Source organism: Variovorax sp. GW821-FHT09A10 (assembly GCF_059418385.1).
Window position 1 is genome coordinate 718,339 of the sequence record NZ_JBWKPT010000003.1, and the last position, 23,165, is coordinate 741,503.

19 protein-coding genes are annotated in these 23,165 nt (G+C 69.4%); 6 read left to right on the plus strand and 13 right to left on the minus strand.

From position 1 onward, the window contains the following. The first annotated feature begins 50 nt into the window (after positions 1-50). Entirely contained in the window at positions 51-764 is a 714-nt protein-coding gene (locus AC07Q9_RS16555; RefSeq protein ID WP_495310766.1) for a response regulator transcription factor, read from the plus strand. Next, positions 674-2,611, plus strand: a complete 1,938-nt coding sequence (locus AC07Q9_RS16560; protein WP_495310767.1) for a sensor histidine kinase — start codon at positions 674-676, stop codon at positions 2,609-2,611. Before AC07Q9_RS16555 ends, AC07Q9_RS16560 begins: the two co-directional genes overlap by 91 nt. On the opposite strand, the gene azu is transcribed toward AC07Q9_RS16560, so the two are convergent. From azu to AC07Q9_RS16575, 3 genes are all read right to left on the minus strand, one after another. After that, a complete protein-coding gene (gene azu / locus AC07Q9_RS16565; protein ID WP_495310769.1) occupies positions 2,604-3,056 on the minus strand; it encodes an azurin in 453 nt (150 codons plus the stop codon). The two genes, AC07Q9_RS16560 and azu, sit on opposite strands and share 8 nt — an antisense overlap. Positions 3,057-3,154: 98 nt before the next feature. Further along, on the minus strand, positions 3,155-5,503 hold the full coding sequence (locus tag AC07Q9_RS16570; protein WP_495310771.1) for a cytochrome P450/oxidoreductase: 2,349 nt from the start codon (positions 5,501-5,503) through the stop codon (positions 3,155-3,157). 10 nt (positions 5,504-5,513) lie between these two features. Continuing rightward, positions 5,514-6,497, minus strand: a complete 984-nt coding sequence (locus AC07Q9_RS16575; protein ID WP_495310773.1) for a Bug family tripartite tricarboxylate transporter substrate binding protein — start codon at positions 6,495-6,497, stop codon at positions 5,514-5,516. A 113-nt stretch (positions 6,498-6,610) separates the two neighbouring features. Between AC07Q9_RS16575 and AC07Q9_RS16580 the strand changes: the two genes are divergently transcribed. Continuing rightward, complete coding sequence (locus tag AC07Q9_RS16580) at positions 6,611-7,420, plus strand: IclR family transcriptional regulator (protein ID WP_095948905.1); 810 nt, start codon at positions 6,611-6,613, stop codon at positions 7,418-7,420. A gap of 10 nt (positions 7,421-7,430) precedes the next feature. On the opposite strand, the gene AC07Q9_RS16585 is transcribed toward AC07Q9_RS16580, so the two are convergent. Then, positions 7,431-8,255 carry an undecaprenyl-diphosphate phosphatase gene (locus AC07Q9_RS16585; RefSeq protein WP_495310775.1) on the minus strand — a complete coding sequence of 275 codons (825 nt, stop codon included), beginning with the start codon at positions 8,253-8,255 and terminating at the stop codon, positions 7,431-7,433. A 182-nt stretch (positions 8,256-8,437) separates the two neighbouring features. Between AC07Q9_RS16585 and AC07Q9_RS16590 the strand changes: the two genes are divergently transcribed. Next, the gene (locus AC07Q9_RS16590; protein ID WP_495310777.1) at positions 8,438-9,295 is read left to right on the plus strand and encodes a hypothetical protein; all 858 of its coding nucleotides are present in this window, start codon (positions 8,438-8,440) and stop codon (positions 9,293-9,295) included. On the opposite strand, the gene AC07Q9_RS16595 is transcribed toward AC07Q9_RS16590, so the two are convergent. From AC07Q9_RS16595 to AC07Q9_RS16605, 3 genes are read right to left on the minus strand one after another with little or no spacing between them, the layout of a single operon-like run. Then, positions 9,287-9,937: an aspartate/glutamate racemase family protein gene (locus AC07Q9_RS16595; protein ID WP_307637585.1), complete on the minus strand. Its 651-nt coding sequence runs from the start codon at positions 9,935-9,937 to the stop codon at positions 9,287-9,289. The genes AC07Q9_RS16590 and AC07Q9_RS16595 overlap by 9 nt on opposite strands. A 14-nt stretch (positions 9,938-9,951) precedes the next feature. Then, positions 9,952-10,869, minus strand: a complete 918-nt coding sequence (locus tag AC07Q9_RS16600) for a transporter substrate-binding domain-containing protein (RefSeq protein ID WP_495310778.1) — start codon at positions 10,867-10,869, stop codon at positions 9,952-9,954. A 44-nt stretch (positions 10,870-10,913) separates the two neighbouring features. Continuing rightward, entirely contained in the window at positions 10,914-12,248 is a 1,335-nt protein-coding gene (locus AC07Q9_RS16605; RefSeq protein WP_495310780.1) for an aspartate aminotransferase family protein, read from the minus strand. A gap of 201 nt (positions 12,249-12,449) precedes the next feature. Here AC07Q9_RS16605 and AC07Q9_RS16610 point away from each other — a divergent pair, with 201 nt between their 5' ends. Then, entirely contained in the window at positions 12,450-13,316 is an 867-nt protein-coding gene (locus tag AC07Q9_RS16610) for a MurR/RpiR family transcriptional regulator (RefSeq protein ID WP_159276007.1), read from the plus strand. Here the strand turns inward: AC07Q9_RS16610 and AC07Q9_RS16615 are convergent, their stop codons facing one another. The 4 genes from AC07Q9_RS16615 to AC07Q9_RS16630 form a co-directional block, all read right to left on the minus strand. Further along, positions 13,317-14,048, minus strand: a complete 732-nt coding sequence (locus tag AC07Q9_RS16615; RefSeq protein WP_489058307.1) for a GntR family transcriptional regulator — start codon at positions 14,046-14,048, stop codon at positions 13,317-13,319. A gap of 164 nt (positions 14,049-14,212) precedes the next feature. Next, a complete protein-coding gene (locus tag AC07Q9_RS16620; protein ID WP_495310782.1) occupies positions 14,213-14,677 on the minus strand; it encodes a (2Fe-2S)-binding protein in 465 nt (154 codons plus the stop codon). A 28-nt stretch (positions 14,678-14,705) separates the two neighbouring features. Then, entirely contained in the window at positions 14,706-16,985 is a 2,280-nt protein-coding gene (locus AC07Q9_RS16625) for a xanthine dehydrogenase family protein molybdopterin-binding subunit (RefSeq protein WP_495310784.1), read from the minus strand. A gap of 56 nt (positions 16,986-17,041) precedes the next feature. Further along, on the minus strand, positions 17,042-17,626 hold the full coding sequence (locus tag AC07Q9_RS16630) for a TetR/AcrR family transcriptional regulator (protein ID WP_495310786.1): 585 nt from the start codon (positions 17,624-17,626) through the stop codon (positions 17,042-17,044). A 161-nt stretch (positions 17,627-17,787) separates the two neighbouring features. Here AC07Q9_RS16630 and AC07Q9_RS16635 point away from each other — a divergent pair, with 161 nt between their 5' ends. Beyond that, the gene (locus AC07Q9_RS16635) at positions 17,788-18,153 is read left to right on the plus strand and encodes an SPW repeat protein (protein ID WP_492683674.1); all 366 of its coding nucleotides are present in this window, start codon (positions 17,788-17,790) and stop codon (positions 18,151-18,153) included. 132 nt (positions 18,154-18,285) lie between these two features. Here the strand turns inward: AC07Q9_RS16635 and AC07Q9_RS16640 are convergent, their stop codons facing one another. Next, a complete protein-coding gene (locus tag AC07Q9_RS16640) occupies positions 18,286-19,785 on the minus strand; it encodes an efflux transporter outer membrane subunit (RefSeq protein ID WP_495310787.1) in 1,500 nt (499 codons plus the stop codon). 11 nt (positions 19,786-19,796) lie between these two features. Next, positions 19,797-23,063 (minus strand): efflux RND transporter permease subunit, encoded by a 3,267-nt coding sequence (locus tag AC07Q9_RS16645; protein WP_495310789.1) that lies wholly within the window; start codon positions 23,061-23,063, stop codon positions 19,797-19,799. Between the last annotated feature and the right edge of the window lie 102 nt (positions 23,064-23,165).

A 23,165-nucleotide genomic window follows, 5' to 3' on the forward strand; every position in this document is an offset into this window, starting at 1 on the left:
TTAAGAAAAAACGTTGCACCACGTACACCACGGCTCAAAAATGTCGTCCTATGTCTGCCCCTCTTCTGGAAGACGTTGAAGTGGTCTCGCTGAGCCCCGCGCTGGTGGTCGAAGACGATCCGGCGATGCGCGAGCGCCTGGCGTACGTGCTGTCGACGCTCGGATGCGACGAGCCCCAGATCGCCTGGGCCGACAGCCTGACCTCGGCCCGCTCGCTGCTGGAGCAGCAGCATTTCGGTGTGGCGCTGATCGACATCGGCCTGCCCGACGGCAGCGGCGTCGACCTGATCGAGTGGATGCACGAGCACCACCGGCTGGTGCCCGCGGTGGTGATCTCGGCCTGGCGCACCGAGGCGGTGATCTTCGCGGCGCTGCGTGCCGGCGCCATCGGCTACCTGCTGAAGGAACGCGACGACCTCGAGCTCAGCATCGCGCTGCGCAGCATCGAGCAAGGCGGCGCACCGATCGACCCGGCCATCGCGCGCCGCATCCTCGGCTGGGTCGCGACCCAGCTGCCCAGCCTGCCCACGCCGCCCGACGACCCGACGCTGACGCCGGCCACCACGCCCGTCATGTTGACGCCGCGCGAGCGCAAAATCCTCGAGCTCGTGTCGCAAGGGATGAGCAACCGCGACATGGCGGAGGCGCTGTCGATCTCCAGACTGACCGTGGAATGCCACACCAAGAACATCTACCGCAAGCTGGCCGTCAACTCGCGCACCGAGGCGGTCTACCAGGGCCGAAGGCAGGGCTTGCTGCGCTGAGGCTTCTTGCGGGCCTCCTGCTGTGGGCCCTGTGGCTGCTGCTCTCGACGGGCAGCGCACACGCACAAACACCGGTGGTTCCTGAACTTCGCGCCGAAGCCGCACGCGGCACCGGCTGGGACGACACGACCCCACCCGCCGACGGCTGGACACCCGTCGCCCTGCCCGACAGCTGGGCCGCGCGCTGGCCCGGTTTCGACGGCGTGGTCTGGTACCGGCTGACCTGGGAGCAGCCCGCGCCCGCGCCCGTGACCGAGACCGGGCTGCTGCTGCACTACCTGAACATGGCCGGCGAGGTCTCGCTCAACGGCACGACGATCTGGCGCGACCGCAGCCTGGTCGAGCCGCTCACGCGCGCGTGGAACTCGCCGCGCTACTGGCTGCTGGCCGCGCCGCAGTTGCGTGCCGGCACCAACACGCTGCTCGTGCGCGTGTCGGGCCTGTCGGCCTACCAGGCCGGGCTGGGGCCGGTGAGCCTGGGCACGCCCGCCGCCCTGCAGGCGGAGTTCGACCGCGAGCAGCTCATGCGGCGCGACCTGCAGGTGTTCGGCCTGGCGACCAGCGCGGCGGTGTCGGCCTTCTTCGCGGCGTGGTGGCTGCTGCGCCGGCGCGAGACGGCCTACGGCTGGTTCGCGGCGATGTCGGTGCTGTGGCTGCTGTTCGGCTACAACCAGATCGCCACCAGCCCCTGGCCCTTTGCCAGCAACCACAGCTGGCAGGCGCTGAACACCTCGCTGCTGCTGGTGTTCAGCGTGTCGTACGGCGTGTTCGTGCTGCGCTTCGCCGGGCGGCGCCTGCCGCGCCTGGAGATCGCGGCCTTCGCGGTGGCGGCCGTGGGCGTGCTCGACCTGTGGTTCGCGGGCGCTGCGAACCTGCCCACCCACCGCGCGATCTGGACGCTGGTGGGCGGCCTCACCATCATCGTCGTGAACAGCAGCGGCATCTTCCACGCGCTGCGCCACCGGGGCAGCCCGATGCGCTCGCTCGCGCCGTTCATGGCGGTGTCGGCGCTCACGGGCGCGCACGACCTGCTGGTGTTCACGCAGGTGATCGACAGCAACATCTACTACACGACCATGTCCTCGTACGTGCTGCTCTTGGGCATGGCGCTCACGCAAGCCGGGCGCTTCGTGCAGAGCCTGCGGCGCATCGAGAACTTCAACACCGAGCTGATCGAGGAAGTGAACGCCGCCAAGGCCGAGCTCGCGTCCACGCTCGCGCAGCAGCATGCGCTGGAGCTCGCGCACGCGCGCATCGGCGAGCGCGTGGCGCTGGTGAGCGACCTGCACGACGGCCTGGGCGGCATGCTGGTGGGCAGCATCGCGACGCTGGAGCGCACGCCGGAGCACCTCAGCGCGCCGCAGTTGCTGGCGATGCTCAAGAGCCTGCGCGACGACCTGCGGCTGATCATCGACGCCACCGGCCGCGACGACGGCGCACGCGCGCTCGGCGAGCTGCTGGCGCCGCTGCGCTACCGCAGCGCGCAGCTGCTGGACGCGAACGGCATCGACTGCCGCTGGAAGGTCTCGGGCATAGACACGCTCGAACTCGCGCCCTCGCAGAGCCTGGACCTGATGCGCTTCCTGCAGGAGGCGCTGACCAACGTGCTCAAGCACAGCGCCGGCCGTCGCGTGGACGTGACGGTGGCGCGCGCGGGCGCCGAGCTGCAGCTCAGCGTGCGCGACGACGGCCGCGGGTTTGCAGTGGACGGCGTGAGCGGCGGCGCGGGGCTGCGCAACCTGCGGGCGCGCGCACGCCGCCTGGGCGCGCAGCTGCAGCTGCAGTCGCGCCCCGGCGAAACGCAGGTGGTGCTGCGGGTGCCCCTGGGCGGCGCGGCGCCTACTTGACCAGCGCCAGCGTGCCCTTCATGAGCGACGCGTGGCCCGGGAACGAGCAGAACCACGCATAGCTGTCCCCCGCCTTGAGCTTGCTCACGTCGAAGCTCACGGCATCGGTCTCGCCGCCGCCGATGACCTTCGAATGCGCGATGACGCGGGCATCGCCCGGCTTCACATAGGCCTTGTCCAGCCCCGCGCCGATGCCGTCCGCCGCCACGCCCTGTGCGTCGGTGGCCTTGCTCAGCACCCAGTTGTGGCCCATCGCGGCCTTGGGCAGCTTGCCGACATGCTTGAGCTTCACGGTGAACTGCTTGCAGCTGGCCGGCACGGCGATGGCGCTCTTGTTGAACTGCATCGCGTCGTTGCCTTCGATCTCGATGTCACAGGTGGCGGCCAGCACGGGGCCGGCGAGCAGCGCCGTGAAAAGCAGGGCCGCGGTGGTTTTCGTCTTCATCACATGGTTCCTTCGGTGAGGTGCCGATTCGGCACGCCCCACTGTGCGGTGGGCGTGCCACGGAACACTTGCGATGAATCAATGCGCGGCGAAAAGCCTCAAAGCTCGAGCACCAACCGTCCTTCGCAGGCGCGAGAACAGCAGGCCATCATCTTGGTGTTCGCATCGCGCTCGCTGCGCGTGAGCACCACGTCACGGTGATCGACCTTGCCGGCCAGCACGCGCACTTCGCACGAGCCGCACAGGCCTTCCTCGCAGTCGCTCTGCACATCGACGTTGGCCGCGCGCAGGGCCGTCAGCAAGGTCTGGTCGGGCGGCACGGTGATGACGAGGCCGGAGTCTTTCAGCTCCACCTCGAAGGCATGTTCCTTCGACGGGTCGAGCGTGGCCAGCGTCGATTCGAAATGCTCCACGCGCAAGGCGCCTTCAGGCCACGCGGCGCAGCAGTCTTCCAGCGCTTCGAGCATGCGCAGCGGGCCGCAGGCGTACACCTGCGCGCCGGGCACGGGCGTGGCCAGCAGCGCGCGCAGGTCGTTGCGCCGGCCTTCGTCGGTCGCGTGCACATGCAGGCGCTCGCCGTGCAGCGCGGCCAGCTCGTCGACGAAGGCCATGCTCGCGCGGCTGCGGCCGCTGTAGTGCAGCTCGTAGTCCATGCCCAGCGCCTTGGCGCGCCGCGCCATCGCGCTCACGGGCGTGATGCCGATGCCGCCGGCGATGAAGATCGCCTTCGGCAGCGACTCGTCGAGCCGGAAGTGGTTGCGCGGGCCGCGGATGCGCAGGCGGTCGCCCGCCTTCACGTTCGCATGCACCCAGGCCGAACCGCCGCGGCCTTCGGGCTCGTGCAGCACGGCGATCTCCAGCGCGTGGGCTTCGTCGGGGTCGCCGCACAGCGAGTACTGGCGCGACAGCTCGGGCGTGCCGCATTCGACGTCGATGTGCGAGCCCGGCGTCCAGCGCGGCAGCGGCTTGCCGTCGGGCGACACCAGGCGCAGGCGCACGATGCCGTCGGCCACCGGCGTCACGCGCTCGACCACCACGGGCCGCGCGATGGCGTGCGCCGACGGCTCGCCGATGCGCACCGGCACCTGCACGTCGCGCAAGCCGGCGTTGGCGCGCTCGGGGTTGGCGCGCGGGTCCCACTCGACCCACAGGTGCTCGGGGCCGCGGAACGAGGTGTTGGGCACGTAGCTGAAGCGTTGCGCCGACAGGCGCATGTGCGGCAGCCGGCGCGTGAACTCCTCCAGGAAGATCTGCATCTCCATGCGCGCCAGGTTCTTGCCCATGCACTGGTGCGAGCCGTAGCCGAAGGTCAGGTGGTCGCTGGCGTTGTCACGGCGGATGTCGAACAGGTCGGCATCGGCGAAGTGGCCTTCGTCGTGGTTGGCCGACGAGGTGACGATCAAGAGGCGCGAGCCCGCCGGCAGGTCGACGCCGCCGACCTGCGTGTCTTTGGTGACGAGCCGGCGCCAGGCGGCCACCGAGCCGTTGTGGCGCAGGCACTCTTCCACCGCGTTGGGAATGAGGCCCGGGTCGTCGCACAGCTCCTGCCACACCTGCGGATGCTGCAGCAGCAGCTTCACGGCGTTGGCGGTGGCGTTGGCGGTGGTCTCGTGCGCGGCCACGATGCCGGCCATCATCATCGAGTGCAGGTACGAGTCGGTGACGACCTCGGGGTGCTGCATCTGCTTGCGGATGCCGTACTGCATCCAGCCCGGTGCGTCGGGGTCCTGGCGCATCTTGTCGAGCACCTTGCCGGCGTACTGCCAGAAGTTGCCGACGGCGTGCGCCACGGCCACCTGTTCTTCGGGCTTGGGGCGGCCCCAGGTGTTGACGGTGTGCGCGATGGAATATTGGCGCAGCGTGTCCATGTCTTCCTCGGGCACGCCGAGAAAGTGCAGCGCCACGGTGAGCGGAATCTCCCACAGCATCTGGTCGACGAGGTCGGCGCGGCCGTCGTCGATGAAGCGGTCGACGTAGCTGCGCGCGAGTTCGCGCACCAGCGGCTCGTGGTGCTTCAGCGCCTCGGGCGTGAACGGGTCCATGAGCGCGCGGCGGCGCGGCATGTGGGCCGGCTCGTCCTCGTTCACCAGCGTGCGATTGAGCGCAAAGCCGTAGCTCGCGAGCACGGCGTTGGCTTCTTCACCCGTGGGCGTGATCTTCTCCAGCGCGTTCGACGGGCTGAAGGTGAGGTTGTCGCGGAACACCGCCTTGATGTCGTCGTAGCGCGTGATCACCCAGTAGCCCAGCTTGGGGCTGTAGAAGATCGGCTCCTGCTCGCGGGCCCAGCGCACGTACTCGGGCGGGTCCTGCTGGTAGCCGTCCTCGAAGGGGTCGAACTCGGCGGCGCGCTGGCTCACGGGGCAGCCGGTGGGTGTGCGCTCGGCGGAGAGCGCCCCGTGCGCGACGGGGCAACCGGAAGTGCGCGAAGGCATGGCGGTATCGGACATGGCAGCAGACTCAGTCGAGCGTGATCTTCAGGTCGCGGATCAGCTTGTGCCAGCGCGCGGTCTCGGCCTTGAGCAGCTCGGTGTACTGCGCGGGTGTGTTGCCCACGGGCTCGACGCCGAAGTCGACCATGCGCTTGTTCACCGAGGGCTCGTGGATGGCGGCCACCAGCTGGCGGTTGAGCGTGTTCACCACGTCGGCCGGCGTGGCCGCGGGCACCACCACGCCGACCAGTGCGGCGGCCTCGACGTTCTTGTAGCCGAGCTCGGCGAAGGTGGGCACGTCGGGCAGTTGCGGCAGGCGCGTGGGATTGGCCACGGCCAGCGGGCGCACCTTGCCGCCCTTGATGAAGCCGGCGCCGGCGGCCATGTCGACCATCATGGCCGGCAGTTGCCCGCCGACCACGTCGGCCAGCGCGGGCGCCGCGCCGCGGTACGGCACGTGGACCATGAAGAGCTTGGCTTCCACCTTCAGCAGTTCCATCGCCAGGTGGTGCGGGCTGCCCGCGCCGGCCGAGGCGTAGTTGATGCCGCCCGGCTTGGCCTTGGCCTGGGCGATGAAGTCCTTGGCGGAGGCAAAGCCCGAGTTGGCGCCGACCACCAGGATCATCGGGAACTTGCCCATCAGCGTGACGGGCGCCAGGTCCTTGGTGGGGCTGTAGCTCAGCGACTTGTACAGCGCCGGGTTGAACACCAGCGTGCCGTTGTCGGCCGAGAGCACGGTGTAGCCGTCGGCCGGGGCGCGCGCGGTTTCGGCGGCGGCCAGCGCGGTGTTGCCGCCCGGCTTGTTGTCCACCAGCACCGGCTGGCCGACCTGCGTCGACAGCGTCTGGGCGACGGTGCGCGCAAGGAAGTCGGAGCCGCCGCCCGCGGCGTAGGGCACGAGCCAGCGGATGGGCTTGGCGGGGAAGGCACTGGGTGTGGTCTGGGCGCTGGCGGCGGTGGCCAGGGCAGCCAGGGACAGGACCGCAAGGCCGCGGGCGAAGTGCTTCTTCATCGGGGTGTCTCCGGGGTGGAAATTGTGTATTGCGTAATTATCATACGCATTGCGTAATCACCGATCCACGGGTTTACCCGGCCATTTGGGCCGCCACCTAAGATGCCGACGACATGACCTCCCCTGCTGAAGCCCCTTCTTCCCCTCCCCGCGAGCGCCGCCAGCGCGTGCAGTCCGCCGAGACCGGCATGGCCGTGCTCAAGGGCCTGGCGCACCTGGGCGGGCGCAGCAGCCTCACCGCCCTGGCCACCCATGTGGGCGAGAGCCCGGCCAAGGTGCACCGCTACCTCGCGAGCCTGATGGAAGAAAGCCTGGTGCGCCAGGACACCGCCTCGCAGCACTACTACCTGGGGCCAGAGGCGATCCAGATCGGCCTGGCCGCCATGCGCCAGGCCGACCCGATCCGCGCGGCCGAGCCCTGCCTGATCCGCCTGCGCGAATCGCTGGAGGTGACCTGCTTCGTCGCGGTGATGGGCAACAAGGGCCCGACCATCGTGCGCTTCGAGGAGCCGGGCCTGCCGGTGACGGTGAACGTGCGCGCCGGCTCGGTGATGTCGATGCTGTGGTCGGCCACCGGGCGCGCCTTCCTGGGCCTGCTCGACGAGTCGCGTGTGGTGGCGCTGGCCGAGCAGGAACTGGCCGACGCCACCGAGGACATGCGGGCGCTGCTCGATGCCGACGACCCCATCGGCGCGCTGCGCCGCGAGGTGCAGCAGGCGCACTGCGCCATCGTGCGGGACACCTACCTGCGCGGCATCAGCGCCGTGGCGGCACCGGTGTACGACTACGCGGGAAGGGTGTGCGCCGTGATCACCGCGCTGGGTGCCACGGGCGGGTTCGACCCGGCTATCGACGGGCCGATCGCCATCGCCGTGCGGCGGGAGGCGAAGGCCGCCGGCGCGCTGCTGGGCGCGGCGGCCTGAAGCTGTTGCTTTACTCGGCCCAGACGACTGCGCCGGTCCACGCCGTGGCCAGCACCACGATGCCGAAGGCGATGCGATACCACGCGAACGGAATGAAGTTGTGCGTGCTGATGTACTTCAGCAGCCAGCGCACGCACAACCATGCGCTGATGAACGAGAAGGCCAGCCCCACCGTGAACAGCGGAATGTCGGCCACCGACAGCAGCGCGCGCTCCTTGTAGAGGCTGTACACGCCCGCGCCGATCAGCGTCGGAATCGCCAGGAAGAACGAGAAATCGGTGGCCGCCTGGCGCGACAGGCCCAGCAGCATGCCGCCGATGATGGTCGAGCCGCTGCGGCTGGTGCCGGGGATCATCGCGAAGCACTGCACCAGGCCGACCTTGAGCGCGTCCCAGGGCGTCATGTCGTCCACGTGCTCGACACGCACCGAGCCGGGCGGGCGCTTCTCGGCCCACAGGATGATGAAGCCGCCGATGATGAAGGTGCTCGCCACCACGGTCGGGATGAACAGGTGCGCCTTGATCATCTTGCCGAACAGCAGGCCCAGCACCACCGCGGGCAAAAAGCCGATGAGGATGTTCAGCGCCAGCCGGCGCGCCTTGGGCTGGCGCGGCAGCGCCACCACGGTCGAATGGATCTTCTGCCAGTAGACCAGGATCACCGCGAAGATCGCGCCGGTCTGGATGGCGATGTCGAACACCTTGGCCTTGGCGTCATCGAAGCCCAGCAGCGAGCCCGCAAGAATGAGGTGGCCGGTCGACGAGATCGGCAGGAATTCGGTCAGACCCTCCACGATGCCCATGACAGCGGCCTTGGCCAGCAAAACGATATCCACGCGTACTCCTTGAAAGAGCGGCAATTATGGCGAGCCCCCCGGTCAGGCCCTGTTCAGGCGCCGTTGCGCCGGCGAAACGCCAGGCAGCCGACCCACGGAAATACCTAGTTCGGGTGATGTTCGACGTCGGCGCATTAATACATATTGGTAACAGTTATTCATCTGCGTCCGAAGGAGCATCCATGTCAACGTTCACCACCGGGAGTGAACTCGAGGCGTGCGTCGCTGAAGAACGCCCCTCGACGCTCGACGACCATGTCGAAGACCGTCTCAAGAGCCCCTGCCAGCGGGAGCGGGAGCAGTGCCACGGCATGCTGCGCGTGGCCGAAGCCACCGGCGCCTCGGCCCACGAGCTGCGTCAGCTGACGCAGCGCCTGGCCGACATCGACCACTGCGGTGCCAGCGCCTGCATCGTCGCGCAGGGCCACGTGGAGGCCGACCGCATGGCCTCCGGCCTGCAGGACGACGCCGCCCTGTGCATCGACTTCCGTCTGCTCGAGCCGCTGGGCCCGGCCCATGACAAGAAATGGTTTGCGCGCTGGAAGTTCTGGAGCTTCCTGCTCGGCGCGGCCGGCCCGGTGGCCGCGCTCACGCTGCAGGGCCTGGCGCTGCGCCCGGCCGAACCGCACGACGCGCACGCCGACCTGGTCGCCAAGTCGCGCAAGGTGCTCGAAAGCTGGCGCCGCACCTCCGACACCCTCTTCTGGCACGCGGTGGAAGACTACGTGCGCCAGCAGGCCTTCTCGCTCGAAACGCAGGCCTACCTGATGCACTGCGTGGCGTCGGTCTTCGCCGCCGAGGCGCCCATGCGCTCCAACGCCGAGCGCGAGCGGCTGGCCGCCGTGCTCACCGACACCTACTGCGACGCACTCGGCACGGCGGCGACCATGCCCTCGTCGGACATCTACCGCCGCCTGGCGCAGGGCCTGGAAACCGACAGCGGCAACGCCGGCCCGGGCCGCCCGCTCGCGCGCGGCGAGGCGGCGCAGGTGGCGATGACCACGCTGTTCACGGTCGTCGGCAACGGCGGCTCACACTGAAGCTGAAGCGCGACGACGCAGCGCGCGCACCGCGCTGTCGACCGTCGTCAGCACCGGCAGTCCACTCGCTGCCTCGCAAGCACCACGCGCCCGCGCCATGCTGAACTGAGCCAGGGCGATGCGCGTGCAGCCGCGCGCACGCAGTGCGGCGGCCTGTTCGGCGATGAGCGCGTCGTGGCGTTGCGTGTCGCCCGCATCGAGCGCGGCCAGCGCGCCTTCGGCCAGCGCGAGTTCGAGCGCCATGCCCGCAGGAAACTCCGGCGGCATCGATTCCAGCGTGCGCGCGAAAGTCGCGATCAGGCCCAGCCGGCCTTCACCCTGCACGGCCTCCTCGATCATGGCCTCGTTGGGCTTGAGCACCGGAATGCCCGCGTGCCGCTGCGCCACCGCCTCGATGCACGGCCCGAAGGCCGAGCAGGTGAAGAGGATGCCGCGCGCGCCCGTGTCCACCGCGTACTGCGCCAGGCGCTGGAAGCGTTCGTGCATCGCCGCGTCGAGCCCCTTGCCGTCGCGCGCGAGGTCGGCCGAGAGGCTGTCGTCCAGCAGGTTCATGCGCACGGCCTCGGGCCAGTCGCGCGCGAAGGCTTCGTTGATGGGTGCGACGGAATGCGAGAGCGCGTGGATGAGGGCGATGCGTGTCATGAAGTCAGGTGAGATCAGATGCCCTTGGACGACGGGTTGGCAAAGGCCTCCTTCGTCTCGGCATTGAGCGGGTAGTTGATGTTGATGCCCTTGGGCGGAATCGGCGACATGAACCACTTGCTGTAGAGCTTTTCCATCTCGCCGGACTTCATCATGCCCGACACCACGCGGTCCACCAGCGCCTTGAAGGCCGGATCGTCCTTGCGGAACATCAGCGACTGGTTCTCGGTGCGCAGGCTCTCGCCGGTGATGACGAAATCCTTCGGGTTGCGCGCGTTGGCGATCTGGCCCGCCAGCAGGATGTCGTCGAGCACGAAGGCCTGTGCGCGGCCGCTCTCGACCAGCAGGAACGAGTCGGTGTGGTCCTTGCCCGAGAGCTGGTTCACCTCGAGGCTGCGGCCCTTGTCGGCCGCGCGCAGCAGGCGGAACGACGTGGTGCCGGCGGTGGTGACCACCGTCTTGCCCTGCAGGTCGGCGATGCTCTTGATGCCCGAATCGGCCTTCACCAGCGTGCGCACGTTGTAGCGGAAGATGTCCGGCGAGAAGGCCACCTGCGACTGGCGCTCGACCAGGTTGGTGGTGGAGCCGCACTCGATGTCCACCGTGCCGTTCTGCACCAGCGGGATGCGGTTGGCCGAGGTCACGGCCTGGTACTTGATGTCGAGGGCCGGCAGCTTCAGTTCGGTCTTCACCGCGTCGACGATGCGGTTGCAGATCTCGATGCTGTAGCCCACGGGCTTGAGGTTGGCGTCCAGGTACGAGAAGCCGAACGAGGCCTCGCGGTAGCCGAAGGTGATGGCGCCGCTGGCCTTGATCTTGGCGAGCGTGTCGTTGGCGGGCTGCGCCTGCGCGGCGGTGGTCGGCACCAGGGCGGCACAGGCCAGCGCGAAGGCGGCGGCGGCGATGGAAAGCGACGGGCGAAGCTGGGGCATGGAACGCTCCTCGGAACGGCGGTTGAAGAAAAAGGGGCGCTGGCTCAGCGCGTCGCGCCGCGCGTGACCGCGTCGACCGAGGCCGTGAGCCGCGCGACGATCTCGTGCAGGTGGTCGCGCGTCGCGATGTACGGCGGCGCCAGCAGCACGTGGTCGCCCTGGCGCCCGTCCACCGTGCCGCCGAAGGGGTAGCACAACAGGCCGCGCGCCATCGCGTCTTTCTTGAGGCGCGCGTTGACGACCAGGGCCGGATCGAAGGGCTTCTTGCTCGCGCGGTCGGCCACCAGCTCGACACCCCAGAAGAAGCCGCGCCCGCGGATGTCGCCCACGTGCGGGTGATCGCCCAGCGCCTCGGCCAGCATCGCGCCGAAGGCCATGCCGTCGTCGCGCACCTTGGTAACCAGACCGTCGCGGCGGATCACCTGCTGCACCGCGAGCGCCGCCGCGCAGGCCATCGGATGGCCCAGGTAGGTGTGGCCGTGCTGGAAGAAACCGCTGCCCTTGGACATGGCCTCGACGATGCGGCGCTGCGCCAGCACCGCGCCGATCGGCTGGTAGCCGCCGCCCAGGCCCTTGGCGATGGTCATCAGGTCGGGCACCACGCCCTCCTGCTCGCAGGCGTGCAGCGAGCCGGTGCGGCCCATGCCGCACATCACCTCGTCGAGGATCAGCAGCACGCCGTACTTGTCGCACACGGCGCGCACCGCTTTGAAATAGCCCGGCACCGGCGTGAGCACGCCGGCGGTGGCGCCGCCCACGGTCTCGGCCACGAAGGCGATCACGCGGTCGGCGCCCTGCGCGACGATGGCCGCTTCGAGCTCATCTGCCAGACGCAGGCCGTACTGCGCGGCGCTTTCATCGGCGCGCTGCTCGCGGTAGGGGTAGCACGGCGCGACGTGCGTGGCCGGCACGAGGATGGGCGCGAAGGGCTCGCGGCGCCAGGCGTTGCCGCCCACCGCGAGCGCGCCCAGCGTGTTGCCGTGGTAGCTCTGGCGGCGCGCGATGAAGTGCGTGCGCTGCGGCTGGCCGATTTCCACGAAGTACTGGCGCGCCATCTTCAGCGCCGACTCCACCGCCTCCGAGCCGCCGCTCACGAAGTACACGTGGCTCATGCCTTCGGGGGCAGAACCGATCAGTTCGTCGGCCAGCTGCTCGGCCACCTCGCTCGTGAAGAAGCTGGTGTGGGCGTAGGCCAGTGTGTCGATCTGCGCGTGCATGGCCGCCATCACCTCGGGATGGCCATGGCCGAGCGAGGACACGGCCGCGCCGCCCGAGGCGTCGAGGTACTCGCGCCCTTCGGCGTCGCGGATGAACATGCCCTGCGCGCTGGCGGCAACGGGCGGGGTCTGGCGAAGGTGGCGGTGGAAGACGTGCGTCATGGCGGCTGGCAACTGGACTGGGATTGGAACTAACGTTTCGGCAGAATTATTGTTTGGAACATTTGTTCCGTCAACTCCCGAGATTTCCCTGCTCCGGTACATTCGTTCCAGACACCGCACGAAAAGAGACACTGCCATGAGCGCTGCGCCGGGCCGCCCCAAGCAAGCTCGCACCGCAGTGCGAAGCACGAAGGTATTTCGATGAACGCCAAAGAACAGATCCGCCAACGCTTCAACGACCTGAGCCCCGCCCTGCAGCAGGTCGCGCGCTACGTGCTCGACCACCCCAACGAGGTGGTCACGGGCTCGATGCGCAACGTCGGCACGCGCGCACAGAGCACGCCAGCCACGCTGGTGCGCTTCGCGCAGCACCTGGGCTTCGAGGGCTGGCCGCAGCTGAAGGAGGCCTTCGCCGCCGACATGGGCCTGGGCACCGAGACCTACGGCGGTCGCGCCAAGCAGCTGGTGGGCCGCGTCGCCGACCAGGGCCTGGCGGGCGAGATGTTCGAGGTGCAGCGACGCAACCTGGAGCTCACGCACCAGCAGAGCGGGCCGGCGCTGCTCAAGGCCTGCGCGCTGCTGGAGAAGGCGCCGGCCGTGCACGCGGCGGGCTTTCGCGCGTGCTTTCCGATCGCGTTCTCGTTCGTGTACGTGTACCGGCTCTTTCGCACCAGCGTGCACCTGGTGGACGGCCAGGGCGGCTCGCTCGAGATGCAGCAGCGCGCCTTCGCCAAGGGCGACGCGCTGGTGGTGGCGAGCTTTGCGCCCTACTCGCGCGAAGCCTTGCAGGTGGCCGAGGCCGCGAAGGCGGCCGGCTGCCGCATCGTGGCGATCACCGACAGCGTGACCTCGCCGCTGTCGCTGCTGGCGGACGAGACGCTGCTCTTCACCATCCACAGCCCCTCGTTCTTTCCCTCGGTCGCCGCCGGCGTGGCCGTGACGGAAGCGCTGGTCGAGCTGCTGGCGAGCCGCGCGGGCAAGCCCGTGATCCGGCGCATCGACCAGGCCGAGGCGCAGCTGTTCGAGTCGGGGGCCTACCTCATGGCGCCGGTGGCGCGCGGCGGCTGATCAGGCGAGTGCGCGGGTGCGGCCGGCGCTCTGGCGCAGGTAGAGCACCAGCAGGTCGCGGTTGGCGTTGATGTGCTCGCGCATCGCGGCTTCGGCGCCGGCAGCCTCCTGCCGGCCGAGCGCCTCGACGATGCAGCGGTGCTCTTCCAGCGCCTGCAGGGCCTGGCCGTGCCGGTACATCAGCATCGCGGCGTCGTGCTTGTGGGGGCGCGAGCGGCTGTCGAAGATCACGGGCAGCTGGCAGGCGCGCTGCACGGCCTCGCTGAGCCAGCGGTTGTCGGCCAGCGACAGCAGCTTGTGGTGGAAGGCCTGGTTCAGGTCCTGCCACTGGTCGGCCCGCTCGTCGGTCCAGTCGCCGTCGGCGTGCAGCAGCGCGTGCTGCTCGTCGACCATGGCCGTCAGTTCGGCCAGCGCCTCGCCGTCCAGGCCGCGCTCGCTGAGCAGGCGGCAGCCCATGCCTTCGAGCGTGGCGCGCACGCTGAAGGCGTCGAACACGTCCTTGGCGTCGAAACGGCGCACCTGGAAACCCCGCTGCGGGTGGTAGACCAGCAGCCCCTCATCGGCCAGCCGCGCCATCGCGCCGCGCACAGGGGTGCGCGACACGCCAAGCTCGTTGGCGAGCGAAATCTCCATCAGGTGGGCGCCGGGAGCGATCGCACCGTCGAAGATGCGGGTGCGCAACGTGTCGGCCACGGACAGCACGCGCGTCCGCGAGGGGTCTGGGGGGGTCATCGAAAGTCGAAAACAGGGGACGGCCCGAAGCAGGCCGCGCGGATGGTACGGCGGCGTATCGAAGCTTCATATCCCCAATTTCCGTAAAAATCCCGTTCTGGCGACTTTTTCGATAGTTACGTAGAAATTATTAACTTCTGTAAACAACAACCCCGGTTTCTGCGTTAACGCCCCACCGTTTCGGCCGCCCGATGGATCGCCACGCGAATCCGCGGGTAGGTGCCGCAGCGGCAGATGTTGCCGCGCATGGCGTCCGACACCTGGTCGTCGCTGGGTTGGGGCGTGGTCTTGAGCAACGCGCAGGCCGACATGAGCTGGCCGCTCTGGCAGTAGCCGCACTGCACCACGTCGACCTCGGTCCAGGCCGCGCGCAGGGCGTCGGCTTCCCGGCCCTTCAGGCCCTCGATGGTGGTGACCTCGCGCCCGCCCACGGCCTCCAGCGGGGTGACGCAGGAGCGCACGGCCTGGCCGTCCAGGTGCACGGTGCAGGCGCCGCACAGCGCCTTGCCGCAGCCGAACTTGGTGCCGACGAGCTTCATCTCGCCGCGCAGCACCCACAGCAGCGGGGTGTCGGGCTCGGCGCTCACGGTGGCGGTCTGGCCGTTGATCTTCAGCGTGGTGGTGGTCATGGTGAGGTGTCCTTCTTGTTCTCGAGGGTCAGGCCAGCCGCAGAGGCAGGCTGCGCAGGCGCTGGCCGGTCAGCGCGAACACGGCGTTGGCCACGGCGGGCGCGATGGGCGGCGTGCCCGGTTCGCCCACCCCGCCGGGCGGCACCTCGGCGCCGGTGCCGGCGAGGATGTCGACCTCGATGGCCGGGCACTCGTCGATGCGCAGCGGCGTGTAGTCGTGGAAGTTGCTCTGCTGCACCTGGCCGCGCGCCACGGTGATCTCGCCGCGCAGCGCCGCCGACAGGCCGAACACGATGCCGCCTTCCATCTGCTGGCGGATCAGGTTGGGGTTGACCGGCAGGCCGCAGTCGATCACGCACACCACGCGGTGCACGCGGATCTGCCGCTCGGGCGTCACCGACACCTCGGCCACCTGCGCCACGATGCTGCCGAAGGCGCGGTGGATGGCCACGCCGCGCGCGCGCTTGGTGCCGTCGGGCCCGTCGGCCAGCGGCTCGCCCCACTTCGAGAGTTCGGCCACGCGTTGGAGCACCGCCAGGTGGCGCGCGTCCTTGGCGAGCAGGCCGGCGCGGAAGGCCACCGGGTCCTTGCCGGCGGCGACGGCGCATTCGTCGATGAAGCTCTCGACGAAGAAGCCGTTCTGCGAATGCGCCACCGAGCGCCAGATGCCGGTGGTGACGGCCGATTCGACCGGCACGTGCGCCACGCGGGCCTGCGGGAAGTCGTAGGCGGTGTTCCAGGCGCCGTCGGTGGAGTTGTCCATGAACGACGGCGCGCCCAGGCTGGAGCCGGCGCTGGTGGTCTGCCACGCGACCAGTGCCCCCGCCGCGTCGAAGCCGGCCTTGCACAGCGCCACGTAGGCCGGGCGGTAGAAGTCGTGCGTCATGTCTTCCTCGCGCGACCAGATGAGTTGCACCGGCGCGCCGCCGGCCTCGCGTGCGAGCTGCGCGGCCTGCACCAGGAAGTCGATGAAGTAGCGCCGCCCGAAGCCGCCGCCCAGGTAGGTGACGTGCAGCGTGACCTTCTCGGCGTCGATGCCCAGCGCCTTGGCGACCGCCGCGCGCGCGAAGCCCGGCGCCTGCGTGGGTGCCCAGACGGTGGCGGCACCGTCCTTGAACTGCACGGTGCAGTTCATCGGTTCCATCGTGGCGTGCGCCAGGAAGGGCACGCGGTACTCGACCTCGATCGTGCGCGCGGCGGACTTCAGCGCTGCTGCCACGCCGCCGGTGTCGAGGCGTGCATTGCCCGCTTCGGCGTCGAGCGTGCGCGCGAGGCGATCGATCATCTCGGCACTCGAGAGACTGGCGGCCGGGCCGTGGTCCCATTCGATGTCGACCTGCTTCAGCGCGCGCATCGCGTGGTACGGCGTGTCGGCGATCACCGCCACGCCGCCCGCCGTGCTGCCCGTGCCGACGAGGCTCGCGGCCACTGGCTCCAGCGCCATCACCTTGCGCACGCCGGGCAGCGCCTCGGCCGCTTTGGCATCGAAGTGCGCGACGCGGCCGGCCAGCGTCGGGCACATGGCGATGCTGGCGTACAGCAGGCCCGGCGGCAGCACGTCGATGCCGTAGGTGGCGGTGCCATTGAGCTTGCCGGCGTTGTCGATGCGCCGCTGCGGCTGGCCGATGACGCGGAAGTCGGCTTGTGCCTTGAGCTTCACCGCCGTGGGCAACGGCTGCTGCGCGGCCTTTGCCGCCAGCTCGCCGAAGCGCGCGCTGCGGTTGGAGGCCGGGTGCAGCACGCGGCCCGCTTCGGTGCGGCATTCGCTGGCGGGCACCTGCCACTGCGCCGCCGCCGCGCCCACCAGCATGAGCCGCGCCGAGGCGCCGGCCTCGCGCACCGGGCCCCACTGGTCGGTGACGCTCGACGAACCACCCGTGCCCGAGAGCCCCGGGATCGTGCGCAGCAGCTTGCCCACGACCTGGTGCGCCGCGCGCTTGCCGAAGCCCTCGTCGCCGGGCCTGAAGGGCAGCGCGTCGAGGATCATGGCCTGGTTGTTGTAGATGGCGTCGAAGCCGGCCTGCTCGAGCCGCACCTGCGACACCGAGGCGTCCATCTCCTCGGCCAGCAGCATCGCCAGGCCGGTGTGCGTGCCCTGCCCCATTTCCGATTGCGTCATCACCAGCGTGACGGTGTCGTCGCTGCCCACCTTGACCCAGCCGTTGAGCGCGACCTGCCCGTTGCCCGCCGGCAGTGGATTGCCCGGCACGAGGCGCGACGCCGCCGGCGTGGCGGCCCAGCCGACGACCAGGGCGCCGGCGGCCCCGAGGGTGCCGAGCACGAAGTGGCGGCGTTTGAGTGTGGGCATGGCGTGGTCTTTCTTCGGTGGAGGTCTTGTCGTTCGTGCGGGCGGTGTCTTCGTCGTCAGGGTGGCACGGCGATGCCTTGCCAGAAGATCTCGAAGCCGGCTTCGGCGTAGTCGAAGGCCTCTTGTTCATCACCGGCCTGCGCGATGTAGCCGACGGTGGTCTCGGCCATGGCCGTGAGCATCGCGCCCAGGAATTCGATCGGTCGCTCGACGACCAGCCCGCGCCGCATGCACTCCTGCGCCACCGCCTCCAGGCGCGCGAACGGCGCCATGCCGGCGGCGCGGCTCTCATCGCTCAGTTCGTCGGAGACCTTGAGCTGCGCCAGCACGCGCAGCTTGCCGGGATGCGCCACGCCCCATTGCACATAGCGGTCCCAGATGTGGTGGAACTGGGTGCGCGGATCGGCCGCTTCGGGCCAGTCGGCCAGCATCACGCCGGCCAGCTCGGTCTTCAGCACGCGGTACAGCGCGTCGGTCAGCAGCGCCTTGCTCGCGAAGTAGGTGAACAGCGTGCCCTCGGCCACACCCGCGGTGCGCGAGATCGCCGAGGTCGGCGTGGCCCACACGCCGCGCCGGCCGAACTCGACCAGCGCCGCCTCGAGGATCGCGTTGTGCTTGTCTGCGCTGCGGGGCCGGGCCATGCGTCGATGGTCTCCATCGTTCGTTTAAATGAGTGCGCACTCAAGTATAGGAAGGCAGCGCCGATCCGCAAGCCCCCGCTGCGTTGGCCCCGTGGAACCACGGCGTAACACAACGATCCAACCAGAGTCGTGGCGTCGTGCTGCGACAGGAGGTAACGACCATGAAGCATGTGAAGCATTGGCAGGACCCCGTCAACGCCGTCGCCGGTGTGTGGCTGATCGTCTCGCCATGGGTACTGGGCTTTCAGGGCAATTCGCTCGCCATGTGGACCATGGTGGCGACCGGCATCCTGCTGGGCGCCGTGGCCTTGGGCGCGACCTTCGTGCCGCACCAGTGGGAAGAGTGGACCGAAGTGGCGCTGGCAGCCTGGCTGGCGGTGTCGCCCTGGTTGCTCAACTTCCGCATGGTCGAGCCGGCGCTGGTCAACGCGGTGCTGATTGCCGCGCTGATCATGGTGCTCGCCCTCTGGGTCCTGGTGACAGACAAGGACTACCTGGGCGGTGCCATCGACCGTCCGGCGCACTGATGGGGAGAGAGCGATAGTGTGAGCGCCGAGCGGCGACCACCGCCGCGAAGCGACGACGCCCGGTCCGGTGTTCGCGCCGGGCCGGGCCGACGGGCCAGGCAGGTTCCCATGCCCGCCCGCGACGCCCGCCCCTTACGGTGTGCGGGAAGCGGCGTTGTTGTTTGAAGTGCTGTTGCCGGCCGGGCGGGCATCGCCCATCCAGTCGGCCTGCCAGCCGCCGCCCATGGCCTGGATCAGCGCGATTGCCGCGGCCTGGCGATTGACCTGAAGCTGCACGAGCGCGCGCCGCGCGCTCAGTGCAGCGGCCTGCGCCTGCACCACGTCGGTGTAGCTCACCTGCCCCGCGCGATACCGGTTGAGCAACTGCTGCTCCGTCTTGTCGGCCGCTGCCGTGGCCTCGCGGCGCAGCCCTTCCTGCTGCGCCAGCGTGGCGCCGGTGGTCAACTGGTCTTCGACGGTCTGGAACGCGGCCAGCACGGTCTGCCGGTAGCGCGCCACGCTGGCCTCGTGGCCGGCCTTGGCGGCATCGACGCTGGCGCTGATCGCGCCCGCATCGAACACCACCTGCGCCACCGACAGGCCCAGCCCCCACAGCGTGTTGGTCGCGCCGAAGAGGTCTTTCACGCGGCTCGCGTTGCTGCCGACCGAAGCCGTGAGCGAGATGTTCGGGTAGTAGGCCGAGCGCGCCACGCCGATCTGCGCATTGGCCGCGGCCACCGCGCGCTCCGCCGCCGCGATGTCGGGCCGGCGCTGCAGCAGCGTCGAAGGCACGCCGGTCGGCACGCCGGGCACCGTGGGCGTCCAGCGCGCGGGCGGCAGGCTGAAGTCGGCCGGCGCCACGCCCACCAGCATCGCGATGGCGTGCTCCAGCGTGGCACGCGTGCGCTGCAGGCCCACGCGGTCGGCCTTGGCGTTCACCAGTTGCGTCTGCGCCTGCAGCACGTCGGTCTGCGCGGCAATGCCGGCGGCGTAGCGGTTGCTCGTGATCTCGAAAGCGCGCTGGTAGCCGAGGATGGTTTCGTCGAGCAGCACGATCTCCGCGTCGGCCTCGCGCAGCGAGAAGTAGTTGGTGGCCAGGGCGCCGACGGCCGACAGCCGCGCCGAGGCCAGGTCGGCCTCGCTGGCCTGCGCGTTGGCCTGCGCGCTGTTCACGGCCTCGCGCAGGCGGCCCCACACATCGGGCGTCCAGCTCGCGCCCAGCGTGGCGCCGAAGGCATTCGACGGGCTGGTCGAGGCGTTGCCGCCCACCGTGCCCGAGCGCTTGCCGCTGCCGTCGAACGACACCGACGGGAACAGCCCCGCGCGCTGCTCGCGCACCAGTGCCTGGGCCTGCGTGTAGCTGGCGACGGCGGCGGCGATGTTCTGGTTCGACACCTGCACGCGCGCCGCGAGTTCGTCGAGCGTGGCGTCGCCGAAGAGCTTCCACCACTCGCCGCGGTCGAGCGCGTCGGCCGGCGCGGCGGGCAGCCAACCGTCGGCGGCGGGCTGCTCCTTCCAGCCGGCCGATGCCGCCGACTCGGGCACCTTGTAGGCCGGGCCCACGGCGCAGCCGGCGAGCACGGCGGCCAGCGCGAGCGTGCTCAGCGCGAAGAAACGGCGTGAAGGGCCGATGGAAGAAAAAGAGGCATTCATGGTCATGGGTCTCAGACGGCCGGCGCTCGGCTCAGCGCGTGTTCGTTCTTGCCGCGGCGGCGCAGCTTGTCCAGCAGCAGGTACACCACCGGCGTGGTGAGCAGCGTCAGCAGCTGGCTCGCGATGAGCCCGCCGATGATCGCCACGCCCAGCGGCCGGCGCAGCTCGGCGCCCTCGCCGAAGCCGATGGCCAGCGGCAGCGCGCCGAGCGCGGCGGCCAGCGTGGTCATCAGGATGGGGCGGAAGCGCAGCAGGCAGGCCTCGCGCACCGCCTCGAGCGGGCTCAGGCCGCGCGAGCGCTCGGCCTCCAGCGCGAAGTCGATGATCAGGATGGCGTTCTTCTTCACGATGCCGATCAGCAGGAACACGCCGATCAGCGCGATGATGGAAAACTCCATGCGGAACATCAAGAGCGCCAGCACCGCGCCCACGCCGGCCGAGGGCAGCGTCGACAGCACCGTCACCGGATGCACCAAGCTCTCGTACAGGATGCCCAGCACGATGTAGATCACCACCAGCGCCGCCAGGATCAGCATCGCCTGCTGCCCCTGCGACTGCTGCGCGCTCAGCGCGGTGCCGGCAAAGGCGCCGCGCACGTTGGTCGGCATGGCGATGTTGGCCTCGGCCTTCGCGATGGCCTCGCGCGCGTCGCCGAGGTTGGCGCCTTCGGCCAGGTTGAACGAGATGGTGGTGGCGAGCTCGCCGTCCTCGTGGCTCACCGACGTGGCCACCGACTGCTCCTCGAACTTCGCCACCGCCGACAGCGGCACCAGCGCGGTGGCCGTGTTGCTCAGCACGTTGCCGGTCGAGGCGTTGCGCGAGCCGGCGTTGGCCGACACCGGCACCGTCGCAGCGGCGGCACTGGTGGAGGCCGCCTTGCTGCCCGTGGATGCCGTGGTCGTTGCCGCCACCTGTGTGGTCACCGCCTGCCCCGCGACCACCGAGGTCTTCGTGGCCGGCACGTACACGTCACGCAGCGCGTTCGGGCTGCGCGTGTAGGCCGGCGCCCACTCCATCACCACGTGGTACTGGTTGAGCTCGGTGTAGATCGTGGCCACCTGCCGCTGGCCGAAGGCGTTGTACAGCGCGTTGTCGATGGCGGTGGAGGTCAGCCCCAGGCGCCGCGCGCTGTCAGGGTCGACCTTGGCCACCGTCTCCACGCCGTTCTGGTCCTGGTCGGTGTCGATGTCGGTCAGCGTGGGCTGCTGCTTCATCTCGTCGGCCAGCTTCACGGCCCAGGTGCGCAGGTCGGACAGGCTGTCGCTCTTGAGCGTGTACTGGTAAGTGGAGTTGCTGGAGCGCCCGCCCGAGCGCACGTCCTGCACCGGGCCGAGGAACACGCGCAACCCCGTCACCTGCGCCAGCTGCGGGCGCAGCCGCGCGATCACCGCCAGGCCGCTGTCCTTGCGCTGGTTCGCCGGCTTCAGGTTGACGAACATGAAGCCGCCGCCCGCGCGCCCGCCGCCCGTGAAGCCCACCACGGTGTCGACCGCCTCGTCCTTGCGGATGATGTCGACCACCTCGCGCAGCTTGGCGCCCATGGCCTGCGACGAAATGCTCTGGTCGGCGCGCAGGCCACCGTTGAGCTGGCCGCTGTCCTGCTGCGGGAAGAAGCCCTTGGGCGCCGCGCTGAACAGGTAGACATTGAGCCCCACCACCGCCAGCAGCACGACCATGACGATCGCCTTGCTGTCCAGCGCCCAGTCGAGCGCGCTCTCGTAGCGCTTGAGCATCCAGTCGTAGCTGCGCGCCGCCGCGCGGCCGAAGCGGCCTTGCGGTTTGTTCTTTTCGTGCTCGCCGCCCGGCTTGAGCATCCACGCGCACATCATCGGCGTGGTGGTGAGCGAGATGACCAGCGAGATCAGCACCGCCGCCGACAGCGTGACCGCGAACTCGCGGAACAGCCGCCCCACCTGCCCGCCCATGAACAGCAGCGGAATGAACACCGCCACCAGCGACACGCTGATCGACAGCACCGTGAAGCCCACCTCCTGCGCGCCGAGCAGCGCCGCCTTCATGCGCGACATGCCCGATTCGATGTGGCGGCTGGTGTTCTCCAGCACCACGATCGCGTCGTCCACCACGAAGCCCGTGGCCACCGTGAGCGCCATCAGGCTCAGGTTGTTGAGGCTGAAGCCCAGCAGGTGCATCACCCCGAACGTGCCCAAGAGCGCCACCACCGTGGCCACCGCCGGCACCACCGTCGCGCGCACGCTGCGCAGGAACAGGCTGACCACCAGCACGACCAGCAGCACCGCGATGACCAGCGTCATCTCCACCTCGCGCAGCGAGCTGCGGATGGAGTTGGTGCTGTCCGAGGCGACCTGCAGCGTCACGTCCGGCGGCAGTTGCGCCTGCAGTTCGGGCAGCAGCGCGCGCACGTTGTCGACGGTCTCGATGATGTTGGCCGAGGGCTGGCGCGTGATCAGCACGATGATCGCCGGCTCGCCGTTGAACAGGCCCAGCGTGCGCGTGTCTTCCACGCCGTCGATCACATCGGCCACCTCGCGCAGCCGCACCGCCGCGCCGTTGCGCCAGGCCACGACCATCGAGGCGTAGTCGCTTGCACGCAGTGCCGGGGTCTGGGTGTAGATCTGCAGCTTGCGGCCTTCGCCTTGCACCATCCCTTTGGGACGGTTCGCATTCGACGCCTGGATGGCAGCGCGCACGTCTTCGGTGCTGATGCCGTAGCGGTTGAGGGCGAAGGGGAGCAGTTCGATGCGCACCGCGGGGAGCGAGCCGCCGCCGATCTCTACGTCGCCTACGCCGTCTACCTGGGACAGGCGCTGGCTGACGATGTTGGAGACGGCGTCGTAGATCTGGCCTGGGGTCTTTGTCTTTGACGTGAGTGCCAGGATGATGACTGGGGAGGCAGCTGGGTTGGCTTTGCGGTAGGTGGGGTTGCTTCTTAGCGTGGCGGGCAAGTCGACGCGGCTGGCGTTGATGGCGGCCTGGACTTCTCTGGCGGCGCCGTCGATGTTGCGGCTGAGGTCGAATTGCAGGGTGACTCGGGAGGAGCCTACCGAGCTGGTGGACGTCATTTCGTTGACGCCTGCGATGGTGCCTAGGTGCCTTTCCAGCGGAGTCGCGACGCTTGTTGCCATCGTCTCGGGGCTTGCTCCTGGGATGGAGGCTCTTACCGAGATGACTGGATAGTCGACTTGGGGTAGCGGGGAGACTGGGAGGACGAAGAACGCTGCGATTCCTGCCAGGGCGATGCCTATGGTCAGGAGGACTGTGCCTATGGGGCGGCGGACGAAAGGACGCGACAGGTTCATCGCAGTGCCTCGTTTTGCTTCCCGAGGCCGGGTCTCGGCCCGGCGGCCGACCTACTTTTCTTTGCTTCGCCAAAGAAACGTAGGCAAAAGAAAGGCGACCCT